This is a genomic window from Sphingobacterium sp. BIGb0116, from assembly GCF_024808035.1.
GTDB lineage: Bacteria > Bacteroidota > Bacteroidia > Sphingobacteriales > Sphingobacteriaceae > Sphingobacterium > Sphingobacterium paramultivorum.
Window position 1 is genome coordinate 38,292 of record NZ_JANUDT010000006.1, and the last position, 26,901, is coordinate 65,192.

The 26,901-nt window shown below is 37.9% G+C and carries 26 protein-coding genes and 2 tRNA genes; 11 read left to right on the forward strand and 17 right to left on the reverse strand.

Annotated features, from left to right (window positions below):
• Positions 1-279 precede the first annotated feature (279 nt).
• Positions 280-3,483, reverse strand: coding sequence for a S41 family peptidase (locus M2419_RS15080; RefSeq protein WP_182330585.1), 3,204 nt, complete (start codon positions 3,481-3,483; stop codon positions 280-282).
• Between the two features lie 542 nt (positions 3,484-4,025).
• On the opposite strand from M2419_RS15080, the gene M2419_RS15085 reads away from it, so the two are divergent.
• Positions 4,026-5,213: an MFS transporter gene (locus M2419_RS15085; protein WP_153847953.1), complete on the forward strand. Its 1,188-nt coding sequence runs from the start codon at positions 4,026-4,028 to the stop codon at positions 5,211-5,213.
• 33 nt (positions 5,214-5,246) lie between these two features.
• Here the strand turns inward: M2419_RS15085 and M2419_RS15090 are convergent, their stop codons facing one another.
• The 3 genes from M2419_RS15090 to M2419_RS15100 all read right to left on the reverse strand — a co-directional run bounded on the left by M2419_RS15090 (position 5,247) and on the right by M2419_RS15100 (position 6,488).
• Positions 5,247-5,921 carry a phosphatase PAP2 family protein gene (locus tag M2419_RS15090; protein ID WP_153847952.1) on the reverse strand — a complete coding sequence of 225 codons (675 nt, stop codon included), beginning with the start codon at positions 5,919-5,921 and terminating at the stop codon, positions 5,247-5,249.
• Between the two features lie 178 nt (positions 5,922-6,099).
• Positions 6,100-6,171: transfer RNA gene (locus M2419_RS15095), tRNA-Arg, on the reverse strand.
• Positions 6,172-6,404: 233 nt separating this feature from the next.
• Positions 6,405-6,488: transfer RNA gene (locus M2419_RS15100), tRNA-Tyr, on the reverse strand.
• A 42-nt stretch (positions 6,489-6,530) separates the two neighbouring features.
• On the opposite strand from M2419_RS15100, the gene M2419_RS15105 reads away from it, so the two are divergent.
• The 6 genes from M2419_RS15105 (at position 6,531) to M2419_RS15130 (ending at position 13,166) form a co-directional block, all read left to right on the forward strand.
• Complete coding sequence (locus tag M2419_RS15105) at positions 6,531-7,409, forward strand: peroxiredoxin (RefSeq protein ID WP_228280103.1); 879 nt, start codon at positions 6,531-6,533, stop codon at positions 7,407-7,409.
• 84 nt (positions 7,410-7,493) lie between these two features.
• Positions 7,494-7,808, forward strand: a complete 315-nt coding sequence (locus tag M2419_RS15110; protein WP_046673204.1) for a co-chaperone YbbN — start codon at positions 7,494-7,496, stop codon at positions 7,806-7,808.
• 4 nt (positions 7,809-7,812) lie between these two features.
• The gene (locus M2419_RS15115; protein WP_236560329.1) at positions 7,813-8,043 is read left to right on the forward strand and encodes a DUF6952 family protein; all 231 of its coding nucleotides are present in this window, start codon (positions 7,813-7,815) and stop codon (positions 8,041-8,043) included.
• Positions 8,044-8,685: 642 nt separating this feature from the next.
• Complete coding sequence (locus tag M2419_RS15120) at positions 8,686-11,139, forward strand: PIG-L family deacetylase (protein ID WP_259255307.1); 2,454 nt, start codon at positions 8,686-8,688, stop codon at positions 11,137-11,139.
• Positions 11,140-11,146: 7 nt separating this feature from the next.
• Positions 11,147-11,356: a hypothetical protein gene (locus M2419_RS15125; RefSeq protein ID WP_070562731.1), complete on the forward strand. Its 210-nt coding sequence runs from the start codon at positions 11,147-11,149 to the stop codon at positions 11,354-11,356.
• A gap of 94 nt (positions 11,357-11,450) precedes the next feature.
• Positions 11,451-13,166 (forward strand): sodium:solute symporter, encoded by a 1,716-nt coding sequence (locus tag M2419_RS15130; protein ID WP_153847950.1) that lies wholly within the window; start codon positions 11,451-11,453, stop codon positions 13,164-13,166.
• 25 nt (positions 13,167-13,191) lie between these two features.
• On the opposite strand, the gene M2419_RS15135 is transcribed toward M2419_RS15130, so the two are convergent.
• The 8 genes from M2419_RS15135 to M2419_RS15170 all read right to left on the reverse strand — a co-directional run bounded on the left by M2419_RS15135 (position 13,192) and on the right by M2419_RS15170 (position 19,285).
• Positions 13,192-14,046 carry an N-acetylmuramoyl-L-alanine amidase gene (locus M2419_RS15135; protein ID WP_227550320.1) on the reverse strand — a complete coding sequence of 285 codons (855 nt, stop codon included), beginning with the start codon at positions 14,044-14,046 and terminating at the stop codon, positions 13,192-13,194.
• A gap of 11 nt (positions 14,047-14,057) precedes the next feature.
• Complete coding sequence (locus M2419_RS15140) at positions 14,058-15,095, reverse strand: DUF3078 domain-containing protein (protein ID WP_159729960.1); 1,038 nt, start codon at positions 15,093-15,095, stop codon at positions 14,058-14,060.
• A 22-nt stretch (positions 15,096-15,117) separates the two neighbouring features.
• The gene (locus tag M2419_RS15145; protein ID WP_220801722.1) at positions 15,118-15,870 is read right to left on the reverse strand and encodes a hypothetical protein; all 753 of its coding nucleotides are present in this window, start codon (positions 15,868-15,870) and stop codon (positions 15,118-15,120) included.
• A gap of 70 nt (positions 15,871-15,940) precedes the next feature.
• A complete protein-coding gene (locus M2419_RS15150) occupies positions 15,941-16,774 on the reverse strand; it encodes a glucosaminidase domain-containing protein (protein ID WP_159729965.1) in 834 nt (277 codons plus the stop codon).
• Between the two features lie 15 nt (positions 16,775-16,789).
• The gene (locus M2419_RS15155) at positions 16,790-17,314 is read right to left on the reverse strand and encodes a glucosaminidase domain-containing protein (RefSeq protein WP_159729967.1); all 525 of its coding nucleotides are present in this window, start codon (positions 17,312-17,314) and stop codon (positions 16,790-16,792) included.
• Between the two features lie 22 nt (positions 17,315-17,336).
• Positions 17,337-17,972: an O-methyltransferase gene (locus M2419_RS15160; protein ID WP_153847979.1), complete on the reverse strand. Its 636-nt coding sequence runs from the start codon at positions 17,970-17,972 to the stop codon at positions 17,337-17,339.
• Positions 17,973-18,213: 241 nt separating this feature from the next.
• On the reverse strand, positions 18,214-18,843 hold the full coding sequence (gene folE, locus M2419_RS15165) for a GTP cyclohydrolase I FolE (protein WP_046673193.1): 630 nt from the start codon (positions 18,841-18,843) through the stop codon (positions 18,214-18,216).
• Positions 18,844-18,871: 28 nt separating this feature from the next.
• Complete coding sequence (locus M2419_RS15170) at positions 18,872-19,285, reverse strand: 6-carboxytetrahydropterin synthase (protein ID WP_159729969.1); 414 nt, start codon at positions 19,283-19,285, stop codon at positions 18,872-18,874.
• A 571-nt stretch (positions 19,286-19,856) separates the two neighbouring features.
• Between M2419_RS15170 and mqnB the strand changes: the two genes are divergently transcribed.
• The 3 genes from mqnB to M2419_RS15185 all read left to right on the forward strand — a co-directional run bounded on the left by mqnB (position 19,857) and on the right by M2419_RS15185 (position 22,474).
• Positions 19,857-20,498, forward strand: a complete 642-nt coding sequence (mqnB, locus tag M2419_RS15175; RefSeq protein ID WP_159729971.1) for a futalosine hydrolase — start codon at positions 19,857-19,859, stop codon at positions 20,496-20,498.
• 123 nt (positions 20,499-20,621) lie between these two features.
• Entirely contained in the window at positions 20,622-21,608 is a 987-nt protein-coding gene (locus M2419_RS15180; protein WP_046673190.1) for a pyruvate dehydrogenase complex E1 component subunit beta, read from the forward strand.
• Between the two features lie 110 nt (positions 21,609-21,718).
• Positions 21,719-22,474, forward strand: coding sequence for a DUF6263 family protein (locus tag M2419_RS15185; RefSeq protein ID WP_153847944.1), 756 nt, complete (start codon positions 21,719-21,721; stop codon positions 22,472-22,474).
• 64 nt (positions 22,475-22,538) lie between these two features.
• On the opposite strand, the gene gcvH is transcribed toward M2419_RS15185, so the two are convergent.
• Positions 22,539-22,919 (reverse strand): glycine cleavage system protein GcvH, encoded by a 381-nt coding sequence (gcvH, locus tag M2419_RS15190; protein WP_046673188.1) that lies wholly within the window; start codon positions 22,917-22,919, stop codon positions 22,539-22,541.
• A 100-nt stretch (positions 22,920-23,019) separates the two neighbouring features.
• Here gcvH and M2419_RS15195 point away from each other — a divergent pair, with 100 nt between their 5' ends.
• Positions 23,020-24,216 carry an anhydro-N-acetylmuramic acid kinase gene (locus M2419_RS15195; RefSeq protein ID WP_153847943.1) on the forward strand — a complete coding sequence of 399 codons (1,197 nt, stop codon included), beginning with the start codon at positions 23,020-23,022 and terminating at the stop codon, positions 24,214-24,216.
• Here the strand turns inward: M2419_RS15195 and M2419_RS15200 are convergent, their stop codons facing one another.
• Genes M2419_RS15200 through M2419_RS15215 form a run of 4 tightly spaced genes read right to left on the reverse strand, consistent with a single transcriptional unit; the run spans position 24,217 to position 26,806 of the window.
• On the reverse strand, positions 24,217-24,888 hold the full coding sequence (locus M2419_RS15200; protein ID WP_153847942.1) for a DUF2461 domain-containing protein: 672 nt from the start codon (positions 24,886-24,888) through the stop codon (positions 24,217-24,219).
• Between the two features lie 7 nt (positions 24,889-24,895).
• A complete protein-coding gene (locus M2419_RS15205; RefSeq protein ID WP_153847941.1) occupies positions 24,896-25,696 on the reverse strand; it encodes a phosphatidate cytidylyltransferase in 801 nt (266 codons plus the stop codon).
• A complete protein-coding gene (locus M2419_RS15210) occupies positions 25,693-25,908 on the reverse strand; it encodes a DUF2007 domain-containing protein (protein WP_153847940.1) in 216 nt (71 codons plus the stop codon). Before M2419_RS15210 ends, M2419_RS15205 begins: the two co-directional genes overlap by 4 nt.
• Positions 25,883-26,806, reverse strand: coding sequence for a CPBP family intramembrane glutamic endopeptidase (locus M2419_RS15215; RefSeq protein ID WP_259255308.1), 924 nt, complete (start codon positions 26,804-26,806; stop codon positions 25,883-25,885). Before M2419_RS15215 ends, M2419_RS15210 begins: the two co-directional genes overlap by 26 nt.
• Positions 26,807-26,901: the final 95 nt, after the last annotated feature.

The following is a 26,901-nucleotide window of genomic DNA, read 5'->3' on the forward strand; positions in this document are numbered from 1 at the left end:
GCCAATTTCATAATGAAACAGCGCACAAAACAACTAAACACTGATAAACAGGTACTTAAAAAAATAAAACTGCTTAAAATCGTCTATTAACTTCCACTGAGCAAAGGGTGGGACCAAATGAAGTAAATTAACCGAATGAGGCAAATTATACGCTGAAGGGCGATAAATAGCGAAAATCAGAAGGTCGTATTCATAAAAACATGAGACGTTAAAAAAAATAGGCTGTCCAAAAAAAGTTGGACAGCCTATTTACAGTAAGTAATTCTAACAGTTACTTCCCTATTTTATATTGTCAAGAATTTCTTTTATCGCTCTTTCCAACTGCGGATCTTTATTTTCCATCCGATCTTGTACTGTATTTTTTACAAGAATATCGGGGGCAACTCCGGTCTGCTCGAGATCCTGACCATCAAGGGTATAACATCCCCAAGACGGAAGTCGATAGTTTGATCCGTCGACTAAGCCTTTAGCAGAAGTAAAAATAATCCAGCGATAGGTTTCATTACCAATGATTTTCCCCAATTTAAGGGCTTTAAAGCCCGCAGCGGTCATTTCAGCATCGCTCAGCGATTGCTCATTAATCAATAAAACAATAGGCTTGGCAGATGGCGCAAAATTACTTTGTGGCGCACGTTTACCGCCTCGGTATTGCCATTGTAAGTAAGGGCGTTGTGACAGGAATCGTAAAACTTCATCGTGCACATTTCCGCCTGTATTATACCGTAAATCTAAAATAATCCCTTGTTTGTTATTCTCCTGTTCAGCCATGTCGATCAAGAACCTTTGTAATTCAGTATCCGACATGTTTTTCATATGTGAATACGCTATCTTATTGCTACTCAACTGATCAACTCGACTTCGGTTATCTCTAATCCATTGGTCGTAGAGTAGGTCTCTAAACACAGCGCTTGATACCGGGCGAATGTTTGTTTGAATTTCCTTACCATTACGATTCAAGGTCAATTGGATTTCTTCTTCCAATGAAGGCCAAGTAAAATAACTATCGCGATCTGCCTGCGTATTCAATTTTGTTCCATTAATCGCAATGAGGATATCACCAGCATGAATATCAGCCTCTTTCTTTGCTGCGGGGCCATTCGGAACGATATAGCTAATCTTATAAGGGTTGCTTGTATCATAGATCACACCGATTTCATTCGTTACAAAACCAAACGGCTTACGTTCTTCCTGTCCCATAGAACTGAAACCCAAATGTGACGAATTGAGTTCGCCCAACATATCATTTAAGAGGATACGCAAATCTGTCCTATCGTTGATGCCTGGAAGATATTTCTCATATTTCTTTTTAACAGCGGTCCAATCTACACCATGGAAATTGCTATCGTAGAAATTCTCCTCCAGATTGGCCCATGTCTCATAAAACATCTGATTGAACTCTTTCTCAAGATCCCGATTGAATTTAAAACTCATTGTGACCGCATCAAGCTTATTCAAATCAAGATTATATTTCTGAATTGTTCCTCGACTCAACACAAAGTACTTGCCTGCAGACTCTACAAATTGCCCCATGCCTCCATCTGTGACTTTCTCGCTTTTGGCTGGTGTAAATAACTCATATACGGTACGATATGTACTATATTTTCCTTCATGATTGGAAGCATAGAACAAATAGGATTTATCGCCCTTTTGTATCACCAAAGGATCAGATTGTGTTCCAAATGCTGGACTGACTTGCTCAATTCGGTCACGCAATCCTTCTAAATCCAATTGGACCAAAACAGCTTTCTTGGCTTCGGCTGCTGTTGTTGCGGTTGACTTTACCTTGTCGGCATCATTTTTCTTCTTATCCTTAGTAGCATCTTCCTTCTTAGTTGCACCAGTTTTATTTACTGTCGTATCTTTCTTTTCAGCTGTTACAAATAATTCATCAAACTTTGCGCTACGATAAGGTTGGTCAAAGTTGGTCAATGCCATTCGGAAAATGCTTGAGTTTTGCATACCAGTAGGATAAGAAGGCTTAGTCCTATTACTCGCAAAATAAATGTATTTACCATCAGGAGACCAATATGGTGCTGCTTCTGTAACACCTGTATTTGTCAAATTTGTCGTTTGCTCATTTTTCAGGTTATACACAAAGATATCCTGTTCAAAATTGCGTATAGCCGTGAATAAAAGATAATTTCCATCGGGAGAAAATGAGGGTGAAGAATTTTGAAATGCCCAGATTTCATCTCTAACTACTGTTTGGCTCTTCAAACTTGTCAAATCCAATAGACGAACTTCATCACGTCCGCTGAGATATACCGCTTTTGTTTTATCTGCATTGAATGTAATATCCCGATTATTACGCAGATCTTGTGTCAATTGTTTTACCTCTCCTTTACCGTCTGCTGTGCGTGAAAACCAGTTCTGATACCCATGATACGTTTGACTATAGAGCAATGTTTTACTGTCTTTAAGCCATTTAACTTCCATGATGCGCTCCCCTTGACTTGGCATCTGACGAACAAACTTTCCTTCGATATCCGAAACGAACAATTCCCCACGGGATACAAATGCCATCTTTTTCCCGTCCGGTGAAACGTCAAAATTACTGATGCTACCTGAAATGTTAAACTCTTTCAGCTTTCCCAGAACCTGATTGCGGTTAAGCGCGATGTTGGGCTGTATGGTTTTCTTTGCATTGACATCGTAAATATAAAGCTGGTAGCCTTTTTCAAATGCGATCTTACTACCATCTGCCGCGACAAACGGACGCTTGATAGACTCTGGGAAAGATGTCAATTGGGTTTTCGACTTTCCCGCTATTTGATAGAGATTGTACTCACCATTGCTTTCATCGGACACATAGAAAATATTTCCTTTTTGATCTACTGTCGGCCAAAAATCTTTACCTATATAATCTGTATATTGCTGAAAAGCTTTTGTTTTTGGATTATAGGACTTTATATCCGGATTGAAAGCACCTTTATAACGTTTGCGGTTGGCCGAGCTGTAGCCTTCCCAACTATCATTGAATAATAATTCTCCTGAAGGTGTTGGCACTACATTACTGATATAATTAAAGACATGAGGAAACAACCTTGTTGCCGTTCCGCCATCCAAAGCAACTTGAAAGGCACTCATTCTATTATAACGCGATGACGTAAAATAAAGTGACTTACTATCCCAGCTCCAGCTGTCTACTTCATCCGAAGCATCATGCGATGTAAGCTGCCGTATATCTCCACCAGCCAAAGGCATCACATAGACGTCCATGTTACCATTTTGATTGGCCGAAAACGCTAGCCATTTTCCATCAGGGGAAATTCGTGGATTGATCTCATTTCCTTCCATTCCTGTCAGCCGAACTGCAACACCACCCTGGCTCCCTACTTTCCAAAGGTCACCTTCGTAACTAAAAACCATTTCCTTACCATCGGGACTCAACGTCGGATGGGACAAAAATGTGGGTTGCTGCGCAATAACACAGGTAGTTCCAGCATAAGCTAGTACTGTGCTTAAGATTAGTTTTTTTATCATTTTATCTAGGAGGCTAATAATTGTTTGCCAATACAAAGGTAGAATAGGTATTGAACAAACCAATATGAAATAATGAAGAATTTTATATTTTTATTTCTTCACTATTTCAGCATTTTATCGTAGACCTTTTCCCCTTATTCATAGGTGTTTATTTTCTAAAGAAGTAGAAGCTCCCACTCGGCCTATTTTTGACTTCCACATCTAATATCTTTTTAAATTGAACCATGCTTGAAAATAGACTGAAACAAATGTGTGTCTTTCCGGTTCTTATACAAGGAATGGTTATGCAAAACATATCATATTGAATAAATATGATTTAGCCAAATTCAAAAAGGACATCGTATTATTTTCTTACTGAAAAGATTGAAACAGAAGATAATTATCGAATTAATCGCGTATAATTATCAACAAGCCGATGAGCAATTTAAATATAGGCATATTTCTGTATTCCTATTGCAACCTAAAAGTTGAAGTATTTTTTGAATCATTATATTTTTTAATGGGATACTTATCCTTAACTTTGCACCCTCAAATCAGAAACTATGGACGCAACGTTAACTCACTCAGAAGAAGATCTTTATAACAAACGAAATCGCATAAGAATCGCGGTATCACTTTTCTTTTTTTGCCAAGGGATCGCGTTTGCATCTTGGGCAAGTCGAATTCCCGTTATTAAAGCTTATCTCCATTTAAGTGAGGGGCAATTGGGTACAATTTTATTAATGCTTCCTGTTGGGCAGCTTGCAACAATGGCTCTCTCAGGAAAGCTGGTCACAAAATATGGCAGTGCAAGTGTTTTGCGTATTGTACCTATCGCTTATACCTTGGTCCTGTGCTCCATCCCCTTTGCACAGAATGCCTGGCAGTTGGGAGGCATATTATTTCTGTTTGGTGTCACCGGCAATATGTGTAATATTTCCGTTAACACGCAAGGCGTTGCAACTGAGCAGATTTTCAAAAAATCAATAATGACTTCTTTTCATGGAGCCTGGAGCATCGCTGGCTTCACAGGTGCACTAGTCGGCTTGTTAACGATGAATTTGGGTCTGAACACCTTTTACCATTTTTTAATCATATTAGTCATTGTCGCAGCGAATACACTAATCAACCAAAAGTATTTGGTTCCGGGCAAATCTCCTCAAAAGGAAAAGCGTAGTTTTTTCTCTAAACCGGAAGGTGGCCTACTTCAACTCGGCATTATCGGCTTTTTCAGCATGGCAACAGAGGGGGCAATGTTTGACTGGAGTGGCGTTTATTTCAAGGAGATCGTTCAAGCTCCCGAAAAATTTGTTGTCGTTGGCTACGCTTCTTTTATGATTATGATGGCCACTGGGCGCTTTGTTGGTGATGCTGTCATTCGCAAATTAGGTAGAAAAAGAACCCTGCAATACAGTGGTCTGCTGATGTTCGTCGGAATGATGACATCGGTTATTTTTCCTGAATTTATCATCTGCACCCTCGCTTTTATGTTAGTAGGTATAGGCGTGGCCTGCAACGTCCCTTCCATTTACAGCATTGCTGGGCAGAACAAAAATGTACCATCTGGAGTAGCCTTAGCCATGGTTTCAAGCATCAGTTACCTGGGTTTTTTAATGGGACCGCCTTTAATTGGATATATTGCTGAAGCTTTTAGCCTACGCTATTCTTACGGTGTTTTTGCCTGTTTCGGCCTATTGATGTTTATGATGGTTGGACGATTATCTTTATTTAAAGAAACACGCCCGGCCTAATCTATCAAAGCACATGTTTACCGAATTTGCACTTTAGATTTTGACCTGAAGAAATCTCAGGCTAAATGACATACGTTTACTTCTTAAAACATAAGGCATTGCCAATAGATAAAAACAAGCCGTACCTGTCCCTAAGATGGAGCCAAACCATACATCTTCCACAAAATGCTGGCCCAAATACACCCGAGAGTAACCCGTTAATACAGCGAGAACAAATAAAATTATACCAAAAGCTCTATTTTTTGAGATAATGGCTAACGTAGCCGCCATTGCAAAGGCCGAAGTTGTATGTCCAGAAGGAAAGGAGTTAAAGTGCGCTACACGCAACCAAGAAACAACATGGAATGTTGGGTCTCCATGAAATACCGTTGCCGGTCTATCGGCATCGAAAAGGTTTTTCAGTACACAACAGATCAGCCCTGAAAAGATATAAGTCCCGAGGATAGCTCGAGCAAAATTCCACTGCTGTGTACAGGAGTAAGCAATAAATACACCTATAACAAAAAGACCATCTCCAAAATAGGTCTGTATTGTAAAAAGAATATCGGCCCAAAATGCATGACGTGTATTCACAAAATGGAATGAATCTCCCTTCGGAATAAATACAACTATAGCTGTCATTAAGGCCATCCAAATGGCAAAGCAAACAAAAAAAGCAGGATTAGCTGCATATACCTTTCTAAATTGGTACAATAAAAATTTTCCCATTCAATGTATGTTACAGAATTACAGGCCAAAAGTAAAATTGCTGTATGTGTAAATAATGATCCGAAAATAAACATTCTATTAAAAATTTACAATTCTATTACGTATTTATTTTGATAAGAAAAGAAAAACTATTAGGGACTAAACAAAAAAAGCGATGGAAATCCATCGCTTTTCTCAGTAGCCCCGAGCAGAATCGAACTGCTATCAAATGTTTAGGAAACATCTATTCTATCCGTTGAACTACGGGGCCTTTTCAGAAGCCAAACTTAGGTTTATTTTATATATAAGTCAATAGCTAGTCTAAAATCCTGTTATATTTTTTTTAAAAAAGAGAGGTAGCCCCTATATAGACTAGTTTTACTAAGCGATTAACATCCACAATAGCCAAAATCAATATTAAATCGGTTTCATCTACTATGAAATAGTCTAGATCAAACGCAAATTTAGAACCTGTAAGATAAACTGGATTTAGAAAATGAAAAATGGTGGAGGGAGAAGGATTCGAACCTTCGAAGCCGAAGCAACGGATTTACAGTCCGTCCCATTTGACCGCTCTGGAACCCCTCCAGCATTGTGTTGTTCTAGAATTGAACGTCGCAAAAGTAGCTTTTGATTTGCAAAACTGCAATTATTTTAGGGCATAAATTTGTAACTACCCCAGTATTAATTCATTTATTTTCAAGAAACATTCAAATGGTCTGTTCTTCGCCAGATCAAGTTATCATTATTATAATAAAAACTTATTGTTATAATCTAGTCATAATAGATTTTGACGATAGTGTATTGGTAAAATCAATTCGCTTTTTGCATCGAGTTGCTGTATCTTTGTATCAACAAAAAAAAGAAAGATATATTATGAGTTTCACAGGTAAAAGTTTTCCAAGCATTACAGTAGATGCAATTGATTATTTAGGCGACAATTTACAAATCAACATTTTTGAAAAAGCAGTTAAAGAAGGTAAAAAAGTGCTTTTGTTTTGGTATCCAAAAGATTTCACATTCGTATGTCCTACTGAATTACACGCTTTCCAAGAAGCAGCTGCTGAGTTTGAAAAACGCAATACAGTCTTAATCGGCGCTTCTTGCGATACAAATGAAGTACACTTTGCATGGTTAAACACAGCAAAAGATAATGGTGGAATTGAAGGTGTTGAATATCCTCTTTTGGCAGACACTAACCGCAACTTATCAAGTATATTGGGAATCTTAGATGTTCAAGAAGTTGAACACCCTGAATACGGAACATTGGCACAAGGTTCTGCAGTTACTTATAGAGCAACTTACTTGATCGATGAAACTGGCCGTGTATTCCATGAATCAGTAAACGACATGCCTTTGGGCCGTAACGTTAAAGAATACTTACGCTTGATCGACGCTTACGCTCACGTACAGAAATTTGGCGAAGTGTGTCCTGCAAACTGGGAAGAAGGTAAAGATGCCATGAACGCAGATAGAAAAGGTGTAGCTGATTATTTAGCTAAACACTAACAATACAAGACCACAGCGTCTTATCAGCAGGAGCTTTTCCCAGCTCCTGTTGATTTCTCCAACAATCACCTTAATAATAAAATCATGTTACAAGAATTAGAAAACGATAATTTACAAGAAATTGTAAACAATAACGATATTGTTATGGTTCAGTACTCCGCCACCTGGTGTGGTAACTGCAAAATCATGAAACCAAAATTCAAAAAATTGGCTGGCGAAAATGATAGTGTACCTTTTGTTATTGCTGATGCAGAAAAGTTCCCTGAATCCCGCAAACTAGCAAATGTCAATAACCTACCCACTTTTGCCGCTTTTAAAAATGGTAAATTAGTCAATCAGGTACAAACAAATAAGTTAGACGCATTAGTAGAATTATTCAATGAAACTACCAGTAATTAAGCATTTGACAGAGTTCATCGAGCAGAATGATGTAGATTATGTCTTGGAAACAATCGAGACACTGGAAGCATTAACCGAGGCTCCTTTGAAAGATGAAGAACTTGACGTTCTTGGTGAATTGATTTCAAACCTATACGGAGCTGTAGAGGTTGATAAATTGATTAAAGAAGGCAACTCAAAAAAAGACGCGTTAAATATGTTTATGAAGCGTGTTCTAGGTGCGATTGATAAATAGTCTTTGCCCAAAAAAGCATTCTTGTGAAACTTTCTTTAAAGGTTGTTCCTGTCATTTTTGAGCATTTGAAGCATAGAAACTAACATCAATTGAAATTTTTCAAACAAATATGCAATTAGATTTAGACCAATCCAGATTTTTTTGAAGGTAGCAGAGAATCTATCTTATCCTAAATATCGTTGTATTGCAGCATCTTAAATGTATGGCGCCTATATATTATAAGTTTTCCAAAAGCTAAAATGTTGACAAAATTTAGCAATGTGGAAAACTAATTAAAGTAATCTGACAGAACTAAATATTTTCTACATATATTTACTATGTTAAAGGTTGCCACTTGGAGCGAAGCGACAAAATAACTATTCTCTAAAAATTCGTTTCAGGAAAAAATATTTTAATTGTTAAACGGAAATTCCAACTTGATTGGGATTTCCGTTTTTTATTTATGCCTATATTTTACCTTTCAGCGATCGATCCCCTTACTTCGTCGCTAAAACTAAATTTTTCTTATTGACCTAAGTTTATTCAGCATGATATCCATAAGTCAAAGCAATAAACCAACGTCACAAACGGACTACTTAAAGACTTTCAATAAAATTACAATCTCCAACAATCCGTTGTTCACCAAAATCTTTATCTTTAAACATGCGAAGACCTTTTCTCTCTGTTATCATTATTTTGGCTGGTATCTTGTCAACTTCAATCGTTAAAGCACAGAATCCACAGTGGAACGCTGCTGAAATTAAACTTAATCTAGAAAAACTGAACGTACTGGGGTCGGTACTCTATTTTGCAGCACACCCCGATGATGAAAACACCCGGCTAATCGCTTGGCTAGCTCAGGAAGAAAAATATAAAACAGGTTATTTATCCCTAACTCGAGGTGACGGCGGACAAAACCTCATCGGAACAGAACAAGGTATTGAACTTGGATTAATTCGAACGCAGGAATTACTGGCTGCTCGAAAAATCGATAAGGGCGAACAATTTTTTTCCTCAGCATATGATTTTGGATTCTCAAAGACTCCAGAAGAAACTTTCGAATTCTGGGATAAACAGCGTGTTCTTAGCGAAGCCGTATGGATTATCCGCAAATTTAGGCCCGATGTCATCATCACACGTTTTCCTCCCGATCCAAGGGGTGGACATGGTCATCACCAAGCTTCCGCCATTCTAGCACATGAAGCCTTTAAAGCTGCTGCTGATCCGAATCAATTTCCAGAGCAACTTCAATTTGTACGCCCCTGGAAAGCTAAACGCTTGCTTTGGAATACAGCTAATTTCGGAGGTCAAAACAATACACGTGAAGATCAGTTAAAAATAGATATCGGGGATTACAATTCTCTTCTAGGAGCCTCTTATGGGGAAATTGCCGCACACAGCCGTTCATCACACAAAAGCCAAGGCTTTGGTTCGGCAAGCCAACGCGGCTCATCAATCGAATACTTTGAATATGTAGACGGTGTCCCTGCAAAAAATACACTCTTGGATGGTGTTGACACCTCATGGAAAAGAATTCAAAACGGCAGTAAAGTTCAGTCCTTGATTGATCACATCAATCAAACATATCAAATTGATAAGCCCGAATTGATCATTGCTGAATTGATCCAACTGTACAAAGCACTGGATCAAATTGATGATGAATACTGGAAAACTGAAAAGAAAAAAGAGGTTGAAAAACTAATTCTTGCCTGTGGTGGAATTTGGTTCGAAAGTATCGCTAAAAATCCATCTTATGCCTTGAATGATCAGATCAAAGTGGAACATTCCATTATTGTTCGGCGTCCAAATGTAACTGTTGATCTGACCCAAATAAATGGAAACAGCATTCATGAAACACTAAAAATAAACAAGTTACAAAGAGACTCTGTTCTTATACATGCCGACAGGACGACACAACCCTACTGGTTGATTGAACCACATGGAAAAGGTAAATTTAATGTCAGTGATTTTAACCTGACCGGCTATCCAGAAAATCCCTACGCTCCAGAGGTATCATTTCAACTCCGGATCAATGGTGAAAATATCACACTCAGTCAACCCATAAAATATAAATATACCGATCCTGTTCGTGGCGAAATCTACGCCCCCATTGTGATCGTCCCACAGTTGACGGCAAAAAGTTCCAGCCCTTTGGCACTTACACAAAATGCCCACACTGTCAAAGTGAATCTGACTTTTCAGAAAAACGGACAAGCAAACACAACCACGTTTAACGTCAGACCGAATGTACCTAAAGGCTGGGAAGTTTCACCGGCATCTTTTGACCTATCTTTTGACAAAGGCGAACGTACAATTTCCAAAGAGATCAGCATAAAACCATCAGATGCTTCAAAATCTTCCATTGATACCCTGGGGTTCCTCTTAGCAAACAAAGAGCACTTAAAAGAGATAAAATCCATCGATTACAATCATATACCTAATATTGTTTATTTTCCAGATGTTGCTATAAAAATGAGCAATGTCAACCTGATCAACGCGGTAAAAAAAGTGGCATACATCCATGGGGCAGGGGATCTAATTCCGGAGTCGCTGGCGGCCATTGGTATTAAAGTTGATGTATTAAGTAACGAACAGGCATTAAAAGCAGATCTCTCTAGCTACGATGCTGTAATCTTGGGTGTACGAATATTCAACGTCAACAAGCAAATTGCGCAGCTCCAAAACAGACTATTTGCGTATGTCAACATGGGCGGAACAGTCCTAGAACAATACAATGTAAACAATGGACTGATCTCAAAAAACTTTGGTCCTTTTCCTTTTAGCATCGGCAGAAGCCGTGTAACAGACGAACTTGCAACAGTACACTTCGATAAAAATGATCCGATTTTCAATTACCCGAACAAAATCAGCGAAGCTGACTTCGAACATTGGGTACAGGAGCGAGGGCTCTACTTTGCGGAAGATATTGATAAAAAGTACCGCACTCCGATCACGATGCAAGATCCCGGCGAACCGTTACATAATGGCTCATTACTCATTGCTCAATATGGAAAAGGTAAATTTGTTTATACATCTTTGTCTTTTTTCAGACAATTGCCTGCCGGAATTCCCGGAGCTTACAGATTATTCGTAAATTTGTTATCAAAATCAAAATAATATAATAATGGAAAATCAGATTGACAACAGCTGCACAACAATTGATGCTGGCAAAGCAAAAGGAATCATTCTTTTAGTTGCTGTAGTATTTGGTGCATTAATTGGATTCACTGCAAACGAGACATTTCTAAGCATCTTCGGTGGTGCTATTGTCGGATTGATTATCGCTGCTATTTTTAATAGTGTTATCTATCCTCAAAAGCCTTCAGATAGATAAGAAAGATGAATAGCTGGAAGCGTTTCTACTGGTTGGTCGTTATCTGGCTATTCGTATTCATCCTTTTTCTGTACATTTTCACGAACCACTATTCATGAGTACAGCAGATTGGATCGTGTTATTTCTGACACTCTTAGTTATTGTCATATATGGCGTTTATAAGAGTAGAGGTATAAAAAATATTGATGGATATCTTCTAGGTAATCGTTCTTTACCCTGGTATCACGTCGGATTATCGGTAATGGCGACGCAAGCGAGCGCCATTACTTTCTTATCTGCCCCCGGCTTAGCTTATTCCTCAGGAATGAGTTTTGTCCAATTCTACTTTGGTCTTCCGTTGGCCATGATTGTGCTCTGCATTACATTTGTTCCTATTTTTCATAAGCTAAAAGTATTTACAGCCTACGAATTTCTAGAAAAACGGTTTGATGTCAAAACCAGAGGGCTCACTGCCATTCTTTTTTTGATACAGCGAGGGATATCAACGGGTATTACCATCTTTGCACCGGCTTTAATTATATCGACCATCCTTCATATTGATCTAACATGGACCACATTGGCCATAGGAAGTTTTGTTGTTATCTATACGACCTATGGAGGAACCAAAGCCGTGTCTCATACACAGTTGCTTCAAATGAGCATTATCTTTGGATCATTACTCGTAGCAGGTATATTAGTTATCCATCTGCTGCCAGAGTCCATTGGATTATCAAAAGCGCTTCATATTGCAGGAAAATCAGGAAAAACCAATGCATTGGATTTTACTTTTGACCTCAATAATAACTATACACTTTGGACAGGACTAATCGGTGGTTTTTTCCTACAGCTTTCCTACTTCGGGACCGACCAAAGTCAAGTAGGTCGTTATTTGACAGGGGCTTCGATCAAAGAAAGTCGCATGGGATTAATTATGAATGGTCTATTGAAAATCCCCATGCAATTTGCTATCCTGTTGATTGGAGTTCTGGTATTTGCCTATTATCAATTCCATCAGCCGCCCATTTTTTTCAATCAAGTCGAGATCAAGAAGCTCAAAGAAAGCAAATATGCTCCTGACTACCAGATTCTCGAGCAAAAGCATAGCGAGCTATTTAAAACACGTGAATCTGTTGTTCAGCAGCTTAATACAGCATTGGATCACGACGATGAAAAAAGAATTGCTGATTATCGATCCTCACTCGGCCAACTTAATGCAAAAATGCAAGCGGTAAAAGAAGGGACTTTGGACTTAATCAAAAAAAACAACCCAACAGCGGAAACGAATGACAATAATTATGTCTTTCTTTCTTTTGTGACAAGCGTCTTTCCAAAGGGCTTAATTGGGCTACTCATAGCGGTCATTTTTCTCGCATCCATGGGGTCTACGGCAAGTGCTATTAACTCATTGGCCTCAACAACGACCATTGATATCTACAAAAGATTTATTAATCCTAACTCATCTGAAAAACAAGACCTTTTGTGGTCGCGTTTATTTACGTTGATCTGGGGTACATTTACTGTTATTGTTGCTTTGTATGCGAACAGATTGGGTAATCTCCTCGAAGCGGTCAATATCTTGGGTTCACTATTCTATGGTACTATCCTGGGGATTTTTATCGTCGCCTTCTACATGAAGAAAATTCAAGGCAAAGCTGTTTTTCTTGCAGCCATTCTTTCCGAAATTATAGTAATAGCAGTATGGTCGATGAATAAGATTCCTTTTCTCTGGCTAAATCTTATTGGCTGCCTAGCTGTCATGCTAATCGCCTATATCCTACAACCGGGGATGAAAATGCCTCGTCCTATAAAGGACAAAAGGGATCTTGAATAAAATAAAAAAGCCTGATTGATCAGGCTCAGTATTTTTTATAGATATTGTACAATACACTCTTATCATATATGGTCAATTCGGGGGTTGTATCCCGAACGACAAATTTTCGTTTAAAGGAAACGATAGCGGCTTTTAGATTGGAGGTGTCATAACCAATAATTTTAAGCGCATCTATCGCATTAAAGCTGTCAGGAGGGGCCACAAGCTGACCTTCATCATACCATATTCCAAAACCTCGTTCTGCAAGCTTTTTCCACGGGAAAAAAACGCTTGGATCATTCTTGCGTGATGGTGCAATATCGGCATGGCCAATAAAATTATTTGTTGGGATTAAATAACGCGATTTCAAGGTATCAAGCACTGTCATCAATGAATTAATCTGTGCCTCAGGAAAAGGTTCCCTACCATTGTTATCCAACTCTATACCAATAGAACAGGAGTTCATGTCGGCAATAGAACCCCATTTTGCCACCCCCGCATGCCAAGACCGAACATAATCGTTCAACATTTGTATAATCTCGCCATTCCGGCCAATGACATAATGTGAACTCACTTTAGTTCTTGGAATCTGAAAGGTTTTGATCGTCTGCCCAATACTATCTTGTGCTGTATGATGAATAATGACATAGTTAGGTTTACGAACATCATAATGTATGGCTTCCTCTTGGCGCCAATAAGGATGGTTTCCAGACTTTTGTAAAAAAACAACCTTTCTTTCCTCCGGTGTCAATAAATTGGTATCTGGCTTAGCTTCGACCTTTTCTTCCACAACCAATGCAGAAGCAAATGACGCAACTAGCGGTTTTGCAACCACCGGCTGTATCTTCGACTTGCAGCTTGCCAAAGACAGCAATGAACAAAGCAATATCCCTATTGACACAGGCCTAAACATTATTTTGGTAAACTATAGACTATACCCATCGCCAACGACTGGCTTAATTGTACTCTTGAAATGACATCCGGATCATAGATCATAATACCATTTAAGTTCACATTGATGACTCTCGTAACTTTTGCCGTTACAGTTACATCCAAACGGTGCGTAGGGTTGGAAAGTTTCTCGTAGTCAGCAAAAAGGTTATAACGAGCCTTTACATTCAGTTTATCTGTGAAGTTTTTGTCTAGGTTACCCGTTAGCTGAAAAGCCAGTGCATTGGCAAAAGAGCGGTCTTCCTTTACACCAAATCGTTCACCAGTACCCGCACTTGGATTGTTAGGATCTCTATAATATCCATATTTCTCAAAGAAACCTTCTCCAGAACGAGGCTTAACACGCTCATCCAAGATAAAAGTTTGACGTGCAGTACCCGTACCAAAACGCAAGGAAAATTCGTTACTAGGCTTATACTCAAGACCGAAAGATTCTGTCAGATAAGCTGGTGCCATAAAAGCATTCTCAATATAGTCTATTGTATCTCTACCGTTAACCGTTTTATACTTATAACCCGCATCAAATTGCGACTCAAATGTCACAGACGTAAACAATGCCCAATTGGCAGACAATTTATAAGAGAGCTTATTATCCCAAAATATACGGTCATTATTCTTCTTCGCAATATTATTGGTATTCTTTATCTTTCCATAACGTAAATCAACTTCGGTTACAAAATTGAAATTGTCCTTCGTATAATCCGATTTATGATTAGCATTCAATCCTACAGCAATAGAACCAACACCACCACCTTTCCAATTATCATTAAATGACGCCTGGTTTAAATTGATCCCGAATTTTGTCCAATGTTTCCAATAGTCTACCTCTAAGTTTAATTTTGGAACTATAGGACGAATCGTTTTAATATTTAATGGTTGCTCTTTCTGTACAGAAATTACGGTATCTGGTTTTGCTCGAAGATCTTTCAGATCCTGTGCTTTTAAGCTGGTAATAGAAAGGCAAAGCATAGCCATGCCGACAAAATTGAATAACTTCATTCTGAAAACGTCTATTTTTTGTTTACGGTACTAATTTATAATTAATTGTTGGAAAAGGCTCAATAAAATATTGCGAAGGGTTCAATTGATACCGTGAATAACAATCTTTGATATAATTCACCAGTTCATAATCACTCGCTGAGAGAATAAAGAAATAGGAGGGTCTAAATATCCTTCTAAATCGTTCAGCTTCTTCGCTATTTAATCCTGTAATCTTACTAATAAGCTCTTTCGTAAATTTGTAATCGATCACATTTTCCTTATAATCGTTTTCAATGGTTTTAGTTAGTCGACGTGCTCTTTTAGCCTCCTTGCTAAATAAACTATAGATTGAATTAATGCTTAATCCAGCACCATTTGGGCCAACAGAAAATACGTCACCATAACCCGCAAGACGATATGCTTTCTCATAATCCTCTTTTGCTTTTTTCAGAATTTCTTCTGGGGTCTTGCGTGCAAAAACCTGAACCTCATCAATATAAAACGATTCCCGTACCAAATGAAACAGCAACAATCCACGGTTATCCACCTGAAGAGTATCCGAAAAATAGCCTTTACATATCGCAACAATATGATCTCCTAGCTGTGCATTAAAGACAAATTCTCCTTTGATAGTATTATAATTGACCTCTCCAGTACGTAAGTTGGCCAGCTTTACATTTCCAATACGTTGTTTGGTATTTTTATCAAAAACGATACCCTCTACTTTTTTATCTTGGCAAAAAAGTGGAGAAGTAAAGCCCACAAGGGCAATAAGTAGAAAAATATATCGCAATAGTATCACTTTCGTAAAACTACTATATCGCTGTACAAAAGCGAAATATTTAACATCTTTTAAAGCGTAACTATTTAGATATAACCAATAATTGGCCTAAAGATAACGCATCATCGGTAAGACCGTTTAGGGATTTGATCTGATCAACGGATACATTGTACAGCTTACTGAGCGAATATAACGTATCCTGAGCTTTAACTTCATGAATACGCATAGCGACAGGGCTCTTGATTTCTTCTGTTTTTACTACGGTAGGAGGTGTTTCTTGTACATTTTGTACGATCTCAACCTGTACGGTCTCTTCTCGTACAACTTTTTCACGCCGTGATTCAACGCGATCATATTGATCAAGATGGTATCTTTCGATCATTTCGATCAACAATTCAGGATAACGTGGATTTGTGGCGTACCCTGCTGCTTTCAAGCCTTTAGCCCAACCTTTATAGTCATTCTTATCCAACTTAAAGAGTGCCGCATATCGCGGTCGTAACAGAAACTCTGAGTGATCCCGAAAAGATTGTTCGGGATTTTCATAAACACGAAAGCAATCATTAATATTATCATCAGGACGAGTCACGGATTTTCCTTTCCAAACTCCACCGCATTTAATACCGAAATGATTATTAGCCTCACGTGCTAAATAGCTATTACCATTACCGGATTCCAGTAAAGCCTGAGCAAGCTTAATGCTCGCAGGGATACCATATTTATTCATTTCTGCAACGGCCACATCTTTGTAATGAGCAATATAGTCGTTGCCAGCCATGGTCGGTCGCCCCACAGAAGAGGATGAAGAAGTTTTTGAATTGGAGCCAGATTTAGAAGAGGATATTGTGCCTCTCCGGCTTGAACATGATGTAATCAACATCATGAATACAAACATGCCATAAAAAAACTTCTTCATGCAATAATGTCGCGCTTATTTTTTTGTTGACGAGAATCTATTTTGCTTAGCATCATTATCAAACATATCTAAGTGATATTGTTTAATAGTAGCGAGTACTTTTGCTGTCCAACCTTTACTCGTGGAGTAACCCGAACGAGCAATCGCTTTTACCCAAGCTTCGTATTTTTCACCAGGATGTTTTTCAAAAAGACTCTGAGTAGTCTTTTTTCTTTTTACTATTCCTACAAAATCATCATACGAGTCCATTACAGACCGATAACCTTTGTAAGCTGACCGAATAACGGTACTGTTGTTTTTTCCTTTGACACCAAAATGGTTATTCAAATTTTTTGCTACCCTGCTACCACCATTTCCGCTTTCATGCATAGCGATGGCTAAGATAACCGATGCTGGAACACCGTGTTCCTCCATCATTTCTTTTGCTATTGGACTGTACTTATCGACATATGCCGCATTACTTTGAGCCGAAACTTTTGTTAATCCAAAAGTTCCCAAAGCTAGTAACAGTACAAAGCTTTTTAATTGTTTTAAATTCATGAAGAATGTTTTAGTTCACAAATTACTTCTTGCGTAAGGCAAAAAGTCCGTCTCGAATCGGTAATATTACCTTTTCTACGCGCTTGTCCTGAGCTAAACGTGCATTCAAATCAATGATCTGCTTTGTTTGGTTGTCTGGTTTTGAATCTAACACCTTACCTTTCCATAAGACATTGTCAATCAAAATAAGTCCCCCAGACGGAACTTGATTTATTATCGTTTCGAAATAATATAAATTTCTCTTTTTGTCCGCGTCGATAAATACCAAATCAAATGTTTCATCTAATGTAGGTAGTATTACCGCTGCATCTCCAATATGATAGCTGATTTTATCAGCAAATGCCGATTCATCAAAATACCTCTGGACGCGTTCTTGTTGCTCTGCATTGATATCGATAGTATGTAATATCCCATCTTCCTGCAGCCCCTCTGCGAGACATAATGTTGCATATCCCGTAAACGTTCCTATCTCCAAGATACGTTTCGGAGCAACCAATTTACTCAATAAAGAAAGAACTCTTCCCTGGTAGTGTCCAGATAACATATGGGGCATTGTTTCCTTCAAATATGTCTCCCGATTTACCCTTTTCAGTAACGAATTTTCTTCGTCTGTAGTATGTTCCAAATAGGACTCTAAATCGTCGGCAACAATTTCCATAACCACAAAGGTACCAAAAAACATTTTTATGATAAAAACTTTTTTTTACAAAAACCTGAATACCAGTAAAATACAATTATCCTTTTGTAAAGAGCTTTTTTCGAGAATCGCGTCAGATGCATAAAAAAGCCATATTGCCATTTTTTGATTTTCTATTTTGTTTCCAAATTTCATCAAAAAAATGCCCCCCTAAAAGACGATCTTTTAGAGGGGCATTTTTTATTATTAAACAACAAATATACTAAGCAAGATCAGCAGTGATCAAGCGTAGAAATTCGGATCTTGTGACATCATTTTGGAATGCTCCCGTAAATGCAGAGGTAGTCGTTACAGAATTCTGTTTCTGAACACCACGCATCGCCATACACATGTGTTTGCATTCCATAACCACAGCTACTCCACGAGCGCCCAAAGTTTCTTGAATACAATCTCTGATCTCATTGGTGAGACGTTCCTGAACCTGCAGACGACGCGCAAAAATATCAACGACACGTGGTATCTTGCTTAAACCTACAATATGGCCATTTGGAATATACGCGATATGGGCTTTGCCAAAGAAAGGTAACATATGGTGCTCACAAAGAGAATATACTTCAATATCCTTAACGACGACCATTTGACTGTAGTCTTCCTCAAACATAGCACCACGTAATACCTCCGCAGCATCGATATCATAGCCATGTGTCAAAAATTGCAATGCCTTTGCAACACGTTCTGGTGTTTTCACTAAACCTTCGCGTTTTGGATCTTCCCCCAGACATTCTAATATATCTGTATAATGAGCAGCGATGCGATCTACCTTTTCAGTATTGTATTTGTCGATCTTAATATATCCATCCAACTCTTCGTTGTCAAATGAGTGTTGACTCATAGTTTCTACTATTTAAATGTATTAAAGATTAATCGCCAAAATATTCGACGTAATTATTTTCTGTTTCATGCAAACGGACACTATGCAAGATCACACCCTGTTCATCAAACAGCGGTTTTAAGATCTTAAATATTTCGATTGCGATATTCTCCGTAGAAGCCATGACTCCTTTCATAAAATCAACATCTAAATTGAAATTACGGTGATCGACTTTGTCAATGATACTACGATTGATTATTTCTTTCATGATCTTTAAATCGATCAAAAAACCAGTCTCGGGATTGACTTTTCCTTTCACTGTTACATAAAGATCATAATTATGTCCATGCCAATTTGGATTGGAGCAAAGACCAAATACCTGTTCATTCTGCTCCTTACTCCAGTCTTCACGATAGAGCTTGTGCGCAGCACAGAAACGTTCACGACGAGTTATAAATATCATAATAATACAAAGATAAGGCTTTAAGTGCAATTAAAGCATCTCAATTTAAGGAATGCCGTCAGAATATAGTAATATAATGAAGTGCTTTCTCTTTTGTTGAACAAACAGGCAAAAATCTAAGCACTTTATCCTTACTTACAACCCGCTTTCAAGAATGATTTGATATAAAATTTTGTAGCGGAGTGTAAATACTCCCAGTTTAAAAAGAACTACAACGAATGCTGATTTTTTAAGGCCAATTTTCTTTTATCTTTAGTTAGGTTTAGTTTAGGTTTTATATAGGTTTTACCTAAAGTAAGCCTAACTAAAACCTAAACTAAAAATATATAAAATCTAAACTAATTTAAGATGTTATATTAATCTATTAGTATTGTTTACAATAGCATCAGGGCGAAAACTATACAGTTCGTACAGCATTATAAAAGAGAAGGTCGTAGCAAAAAAGCAGTTGGCCTTATTGACATCAAGCTCGCGTTTCTAAGCAGGACGCATTGCAAGAACGATGTTTTTATACTAAAAAGAGTTCTACTTGCAAGATAATGTGTAATTTTCAATCAAAAACGAGCTTGTCATGCAAATATTAATTATTGCGGCTACTTCATTTGAATTACAGCCTTTTCTGGAAGTGGTATCAAATTACGATCAATGCGATACCTTAGTAACTGGTGTAGGCATGGTCGCCACAGCCTTTGAGCTGGGAAGAATGCTACACGAAAAAAATTATGATCTCCTCATTAATGTCGGGATAGGAGGATGTTTGGATCGTACGATTGAAATAGGCTCGGTTATTCAAGTCGTTTCGGAATCATTTGTTGAACTAGGCGCGGAAGACGGTCATAATTTTATTCCAATAGATCAATTGGGCTATGGAAGGTCTACATTTAACTCATGTTTACTGAATGACAAGGAGCTTAGGCTTCCTTTTCTAAAACAGGGGGAAGGAATTACCGTAAACAAAGTCCATGGTAGAACAGAAAGTATCGAAAAAATTAAAAAACTGCATCCTAATAGCCTTGTTGAAAGTATGGAAGGAGCTGCTGTTTTCTATGCCGCCGATAAAATGACAATTCCCGTGATTGAGATTCGTGGTATTTCAAATTACGTGGAAAGAAGGAACCGTGCCACGTGGAACATTCCGTTAGCGATAATGAATAGTAATAAGGCACTTATAAAGACATTGGAATATCTGAACAACTTATATTCAAAAATTTAATACAAAAGTCATTTACTTATTAAAAAATGACATAAAACTATAGAATTAGCGGGTTCAAATCTTCAAAATATCAATTTTAAATAGTAGATTTGTAATCTAAAAATTGACACTATTTTACAACTGATGAGAGAAATACAATTCAGAGAAGCACTTCGTGAAGCAATGAACGAAGAAATGCGTAAAGACGACAAAATATTTTTATTAGGAGAAGAAGTTGCTGAGTATAACGGAGCTTACAAAGTGAGTCAGGGTATGCTTGATGAATTCGGTGCAAAACGTATCATTGATACACCTATTGCTGAACTTGGTTTTGCAGGTATCGCAGTTGGAGCTGCAATGAATGGTTTAAAACCGATTGTTGAGTTCATGACATTCAACTTTTCACTTGTTGCTATTGATCAAGTAATCAATGCGGCAGCTAAAATCCACTCGATGAGTGGTGGACAGTTCTCTATTCCAATGGTCTTCCGTGGTCCAACTGGAAATGCTGGTCAGCTTGCAGCACAACACTCTCAAAACTTCGAAAACTGGTTTGCAAATACACCAGGTTTAAAAGTTGTGGTTCCTTCTAACCCATATGAAGCTAAAGGTTTGTTGAAATCAGCTATTATCGATCCAGATCCTGTTATCTTCATGGAATCTGAGGTAATGTATGGTGATAAAGGACAAGTTCCTGAAGAAGAATATTACTTGGAAATCGGAAAAGCTAATATTATCCAAGAAGGTACAGATGTAACTGTTGTATCTTTTGGTAAAATGCTTCCTCGCGTTGTCATTCCTGCAGTTGAAGAATTGAAAAAAGAAGGTATCAGCGTTGAATTAATTGACTTGCGTTCGGTACGTCCTATCGATTACCCTACAATCATCGCGTCTGTTAAGAAAACAAACCGTTTGGTAATCGTGGAAGAAGCATGGCCATTGGCGTCTATTTCTACGGATTTAGCATTCAATGTACAACGTAATGCATTTGATTATTTAGATGCCCCTGTTATCCGCGTAAATTGTGCAGATGTACCTCTTCCTTATGCTCCAACATTGATCGAAGCTGCTTTACCTAGCGTTGAGAAAGTTGTTAAGGCTGTGAAAGAAGTATCTTATATCAAGAAGTAATACGAATTACATTCTTAAAAAAATTAAAATCCCTTTTACGTTGTAAAAGGGATTTTTTTTATATTTAAGCTGACCGATTGTTGCTTATTAAAAAAATTAAAATTCCATATATGAAAAAATTAAGAATTGCCTCTTTGATGGCCGTATTTGCATTTCTAGTGATATCTGCTTCCGCACAAAAGAAATACACACTACGTGTAAATCCCGATTCAGGAAAAAAAATATCGCAAAACCTTGTGATGACAATGGATATTGACGCTGCTGGCCAAAAAATGGTTACAGACCTTAATATGGGCTTTGATATCACCAATACAACGAAAAAAGACAATATCTTCGCGTTTGACCTTAGATATACCGGAATAAACATGAAAATGAATATGGCGGGAATGGACATGTCCTACGACTCGAAAAACCCCGAGGCCAATGAGTTTTCCAAACAGATGCATGCTACCTTAGGCAAATTGCTAGAAAATAGCATTAGCTTTAATGTTGATCAACTTGGCAAATCTTCTGATATCAAGTTACCTGAGGGTATTAACATCCCGTTTGATAAAAGTATGTTCGAAAATATAAGTACAGTATTACCTGAACAGCCAATTAAAATAGGTGATTCATGGACATCCAAAACTGAATCAGATGATTCCGGCATTTCGGTGGAAAGCAAAATGACTTTAATAGAAGCAAATGAGTTAGGCTACAAAGTAAATGTTGAAGGAAAAATGTTCGGCCCGGATGCAAATCAGGTAGGCAACGTACAGGGTTTTTATGTCTTGGATAAAAAGACCTGCCTTACCAAGATAACAGAAATGACAAGTGCCGTGGATATGCCTGAAGCAAAAATAACGACCACATTAAAAAGTCAATAAACGACTGGAACGAGAAATAAAATAGGGGCCCTTTGGCCCCTATTTTATTTCTTATATATCAAATTTATGCGTTGATCTCTTCTTTGTACTGATCAGCAGATAACAAAGCATCTACATCAGCAGCGTTGTTCAATTTAATACGAACAATCCAACCTTCACCATAAGGATCAGAATTGACCAATTCAGGAGATGCATCAATAGCTTCATTAACCGATAAAATCGTAGCTGATACAGGTAAAAATAGATCAGAAACTGTTTTTACAGCTTCAATTGTACCGAAAACTTCATTAGCGGCAACTTCCTCACCTACAGTGTTTATGTCAACAAAAACGATGTCACCCAATTCACGTTGAGCGAAATCGGTAATCCCTACAACTGCTTCATCACCTTCAACACGAATCCATTCGTGATCTTTGGTGTATTTCAATTCTGCTGGAAAATTCATTGTATTTAATTTTTTGATTTTTAATGCCGTGAAGTTACAAAATATCTTTAATTGTCAAAAATGATATTCATCATAACATTTTTGTGTTTATTTTTAAGCTATGAATCCTCAAATCGAAAGACTTTACCAAATTTCACAAAAGAAAGAACGTCGTATTATTGGCCTGATGTCCGGAACTTCTCTGGATGGTCTTGATATTGCAGTATGCCGCATAGAAAATGCAGGTAAAACAACAAAAATACAGCTAGAGAATTTTGCTACAATGGATTATGAGGATGATTTCAGAGCACGAGTCCGTGAAGTCTTTGCAAAACGAAATATCGACCAACAGTTATTTTCCGGACTCAATGCTTATATTGGAGTCACACATGCCAAATTAATCAATACAGCATTACAACAATGGAATATACCAAGCAGCGAGATTGATTGTATAGCCAGCCATGGGCAAACCGTATACCATGCACCCCAATCATTGACCAAAGACCGCAACTGGCCCAATAGTACCTTACAGATCGGCGATGGAGATCATATTGCCGTAAATACCGGCATCATAACCCTGTCTGACTTTAGACAGAAACATGTTGCTGCGGGAGGAGAAGGGGCACCTTTGGCGGCGTATGGCGACTATCTACTTTTCTCGCATGCGACAGAGAATCGATTCTTACTGAATATTGGCGGTATTTCTAATTTCACATTTATCCCAAGCCATCAAACAAAATTGAAAGCCTATGCAACAGATCTCGGTCCAGGCAATACAATGATGAACCAATACATGAAGGCTAATTTTAATCAGGAGATGGATAGAGATGCCTATATGGCCAAAAAGGGACAGGTAAATGATGCGCTATTGAATCAATTATTAACAGAAGAATTTCTAACACTGCCCTTTCCAAAAACCACCGGGCCAGAACTATTTAATCTCGCTTATCTCGAAAGGGCACAAGATCGTTCGAAAACAACTCATATTCCACATGAGAATGTTATGGCAACCCTCAATCGCTTTGCGGCTCATGCGATGGTCAACGGCATTCGGAAGCAGTCAGAAGGACTATCTGATGTGGCGGTATACATAAGTGGCGGTGGGCTACACAATCCATTGCTGTTTGATTACATCAAAAGGAGCTTACCTACCAGTAACGTTGAAAGTTTCGCAACATTAGGTATCAATCCAGATGCAAAAGAGGCCGTCCTCTTTGCTCTATTAGCAAATGAGACTTTGGTAGGTAACAAATCCAATGTAGCGCAAATTAAAGATTCGCCCGCTGTCTGCATGGGCAAAATCAGCTTACCCGAATAATTATTCCGTATCGATGGCTTCTTGTAAAAACTCTTTAAAAGGAAGCATACTTTTATAGGAAGCCACGATATTATCTAGTGCATTTTTTGCAGATAACTCCTTTATAGTTAAAGATCTATCCAACACAAAACTTTTCAATTTGATAAAGTCAATAAAAGGATTATCCTCACTATAGCCAGCAGGCGCACGCTTCAGTAAATCTTCTTTGAAAAGTGCAATATTACCGCCTGTCAATACAGTTTTTAAAATTTCATCCAATTTATTACCGCTGTAATCAATTTCTTGTCTTATTGCCTCTAAATGTTGCTTTTCTGGACGCCAATATCCACAGGCAATAAATGAATTTTCTGCTCCAATATGAATATAGTACTCTGGTCCCTGCAACTTTCTTCCATCAACTGAAATTCCTGCCCCAAACCAACTTTTATAAGGTGTCTTATCATTTGAAAAGCGTGTATCACGGTAAATACGAAACAAACATTTACTTGCCTGTATGGAAGTATTGATTTTAGGGTCAAACTCGCTCAAAGCGGCAATTAAATCTGTCAAAAAACTTCTCACATCAGCCAATGCAGCTTCATATTTAGCTCTGTTATCGGCAAACCATTCCCGAGAATTATTGGCTTTCAATTCCGTTAAAAAATCAAATGTAGATTTTTGAATGTGACTCATAATACAATCAATTGATTAAAATTAAGAAAACATAGACCATAGGTGCCGCTAATAACAACCCATCAAATCTATCTAAAAAACCACCATGTCCAGGCAATATATTTCCGGAATCCTTTACGTGCAAACTACGCTTTAACATCGACTCAACTAAGTCACCTAATGTTCCCACAATACTGATAATTGCCGCTATACTTACCCATTGCCAGAGCGGTAGATAACCAAAATACTTCTCTAGATTCACTGCAGCAACAATTGCCAAAATCAATCCACCGAAAAAACCTTCCCATGTTTTCTTTGGTGAGATCCGTTCGAATAGTTTACGTTTTCCGAAGCTTCGTCCAGCGAGATATGCCCCGGTATCGTTTGTCCACAATAAGATCAAAAAACCTAAAGGCATCACATCGTTAAAAGTACCTTGCATAAACCCTAATTTGGAAAATAGGAAAAAAGGCAATGTAACATACGCTATTCCCAAAAAAGTATAGGCAATATCATTAAAAGGAAAAGTTCTCTTCTGAAAAAGTGAAATAATATAAGTCGCACTTATAAACGGAATAATTAGTGCTAAAAATTTTACCGCAAGCAGATCCATCGAAATTAAGGATCCCAAAACAAACAGTACCAAGGCCAGGGCGATACCAATCACTTTATTTGGGGAACGTTCTTCGGATGAAACTATTCCGTAGAATTCATAAAGACACCATGTACTTAGCAAGGTAAAAAAAATGGAATAAACATAAGCTCCCAAAAGGGTGGCCGCTATCATGACAGCCACAAAGATTACTCCGGTTATTGCTCTTGTTTTCATAAACTAAAATCCCCTTCCGATTCCTCAATTAACCTTTCGGCTGCTTCGATAGATCCTTCGCTGACATAAATTTCAATTTTTCCAAACAGATAAGAAGAATCTTGTTTATTCAACGCGACAGCGGGAATTCCATTCTCTTCCAACATTTGTTTGACTATCTCGGCTTGAATAGCATTTGTATATGTTTTAATTTTTTTCCAATCGTTCTCCATTGTTTTCTTTTTGCGTTGATCGATAAAATAAGAATACAAAAATAAGAGTAAAAATGAAGCCTACAAGATATATCCACCAAGATTGTAACTCAAATGCATTGAGTTCATCATAACTCTTTCCCTGTCTTACGTAATAAAATGCTCCAATTGTGGCTCCGGCATTGTTGACAAAGTGCCCAAAGATGGGCAATATGATGTTCTTGCTCCATACATAAAGATAGCCAAAAAAAGCGCCCAATAACATTCGGGGAACAAAACCAAAAAATTGCAGGTGTATCGCACTGAAGATAATAGCAACGAGCCATATAACCACATGCTGATTGCTCAACCATCTTCCTATTATTTTTTGCAAAATACCACGAAACAGCAATTCTTCACCTATGGCCGGAATTAAGGCCAGTACAACAATATTGTACAAAAAGCCGGATATACTCGACTCCATAATTATGCCCTTAATTAAATCACCCGATTCCTTTTCGCTACGCTCCATCCAACGCTGCAACGATTGCATACTATCGGGCAATTGTAAGGATTCATTCCAGTGACCGATCAGACTCATCAAAGGCATAAAAGAAAGCATTGCCAAAAATATATAGCCAAATTGCATTCCGTTAGGCCATTTTTTCAGTTTAAAATAAGTAATGCCATATCCTTCGCGTGTATTCATCAGATAAGCTGGTACAACAAAAGATCCCAAGCTGCTCATTAACAACATAAATCGCATCTCATTTGCCGATCCATTCATTAAGGATTCCAAGGAGAAGACCTGCCTAGTGTATGTATAATAACTTGCAATACTCAGAATAGCAATAATCTGCGAAAGAATGGTAAAACCGATAACCATTAAGATCAATCGTAACAAAGATTGAAACGGATGGGGTGTTTGTTCAGGAAACATAGCTATTAAATATCAGTTAAAGATAGCAATAAAAGCAAGATTTATTAAAATTGTCGTACTCAATCAAATTCTACCGTCTCGTTTGTACTAGCCGA

What these genes read in the sequence shown, in the direction of transcription:
- M2419_RS15185 (WP_153847944.1), top strand. Translation starts at nt 21,719, where the DNA reads ATGAAAAAATTAAGAATTGCCTCTTTGATGGCCGTATTTGCATTTCTA.
- M2419_RS15150 (WP_159729965.1), bottom strand. Translation starts at nt 16,774, where the DNA reads ATGAAGAAGTTTTTTTATGGCATGTTTGTATTCATGATGTTGATTACA.
- M2419_RS15210 (WP_153847940.1), bottom strand. Translation starts at nt 25,908, where the DNA reads ATGGAGAACGATTGGAAAAAAATTAAAACATATACAAATGCTATTCAA.
- M2419_RS15130 (WP_153847950.1), top strand. Translation starts at nt 11,451, where the DNA reads ATGAGTACAGCAGATTGGATCGTGTTATTTCTGACACTCTTAGTTATT.
- M2419_RS15170 (WP_159729969.1), bottom strand. Translation starts at nt 19,285, where the DNA reads ATGATATTTATAACTCGTCGTGAACGTTTCTGTGCTGCGCACAAGCTC.
- M2419_RS15080 (WP_182330585.1), bottom strand. Translation starts at nt 3,483, where the DNA reads ATGATAAAAAAACTAATCTTAAGCACAGTACTAGCTTATGCTGGAACT.
- M2419_RS15180 (WP_046673190.1), top strand. Translation starts at nt 20,622, where the DNA reads ATGAGAGAAATACAATTCAGAGAAGCACTTCGTGAAGCAATGAACGAA.
- M2419_RS15195 (WP_153847943.1), top strand. Translation starts at nt 23,020, where the DNA reads ATGAATCCTCAAATCGAAAGACTTTACCAAATTTCACAAAAGAAAGAA.
- gcvH (WP_046673188.1), bottom strand. Translation starts at nt 22,919, where the DNA reads ATGAATTTTCCAGCAGAATTGAAATACACCAAAGATCACGAATGGATT.
- folE (WP_046673193.1), bottom strand. Translation starts at nt 18,843, where the DNA reads ATGAGTCAACACTCATTTGACAACGAAGAGTTGGATGGATATATTAAG.
- M2419_RS15140 (WP_159729960.1), bottom strand. Translation starts at nt 15,095, where the DNA reads ATGAAGTTATTCAATTTTGTCGGCATGGCTATGCTTTGCCTTTCTATT.
- M2419_RS15085 (WP_153847953.1), top strand. Translation starts at nt 4,026, where the DNA reads ATGGACGCAACGTTAACTCACTCAGAAGAAGATCTTTATAACAAACGA.
- M2419_RS15120 (WP_259255307.1), top strand. Translation starts at nt 8,686, where the DNA reads ATGCGAAGACCTTTTCTCTCTGTTATCATTATTTTGGCTGGTATCTTG.
- M2419_RS15110 (WP_046673204.1), top strand. Translation starts at nt 7,494, where the DNA reads ATGTTACAAGAATTAGAAAACGATAATTTACAAGAAATTGTAAACAAT.
- M2419_RS15125 (WP_070562731.1), top strand. Translation starts at nt 11,147, where the DNA reads ATGGAAAATCAGATTGACAACAGCTGCACAACAATTGATGCTGGCAAA.
- M2419_RS15155 (WP_159729967.1), bottom strand. Translation starts at nt 17,314, where the DNA reads ATGAATTTAAAACAATTAAAAAGCTTTGTACTGTTACTAGCTTTGGGA.
- M2419_RS15090 (WP_153847952.1), bottom strand. Translation starts at nt 5,921, where the DNA reads ATGGGAAAATTTTTATTGTACCAATTTAGAAAGGTATATGCAGCTAAT.
- M2419_RS15160 (WP_153847979.1), bottom strand. Translation starts at nt 17,972, where the DNA reads ATGGAAATTGTTGCCGACGATTTAGAGTCCTATTTGGAACATACTACA.
- mqnB (WP_159729971.1), top strand. Translation starts at nt 19,857, where the DNA reads ATGCAAATATTAATTATTGCGGCTACTTCATTTGAATTACAGCCTTTT.
- M2419_RS15205 (WP_153847941.1), bottom strand. Translation starts at nt 25,696, where the DNA reads ATGAAAACAAGAGCAATAACCGGAGTAATCTTTGTGGCTGTCATGATA.
- M2419_RS15200 (WP_153847942.1), bottom strand. Translation starts at nt 24,888, where the DNA reads ATGAGTCACATTCAAAAATCTACATTTGATTTTTTAACGGAATTGAAA.
- M2419_RS15215 (WP_259255308.1), bottom strand. Translation starts at nt 26,806, where the DNA reads ATGTTTCCTGAACAAACACCCCATCCGTTTCAATCTTTGTTACGATTG.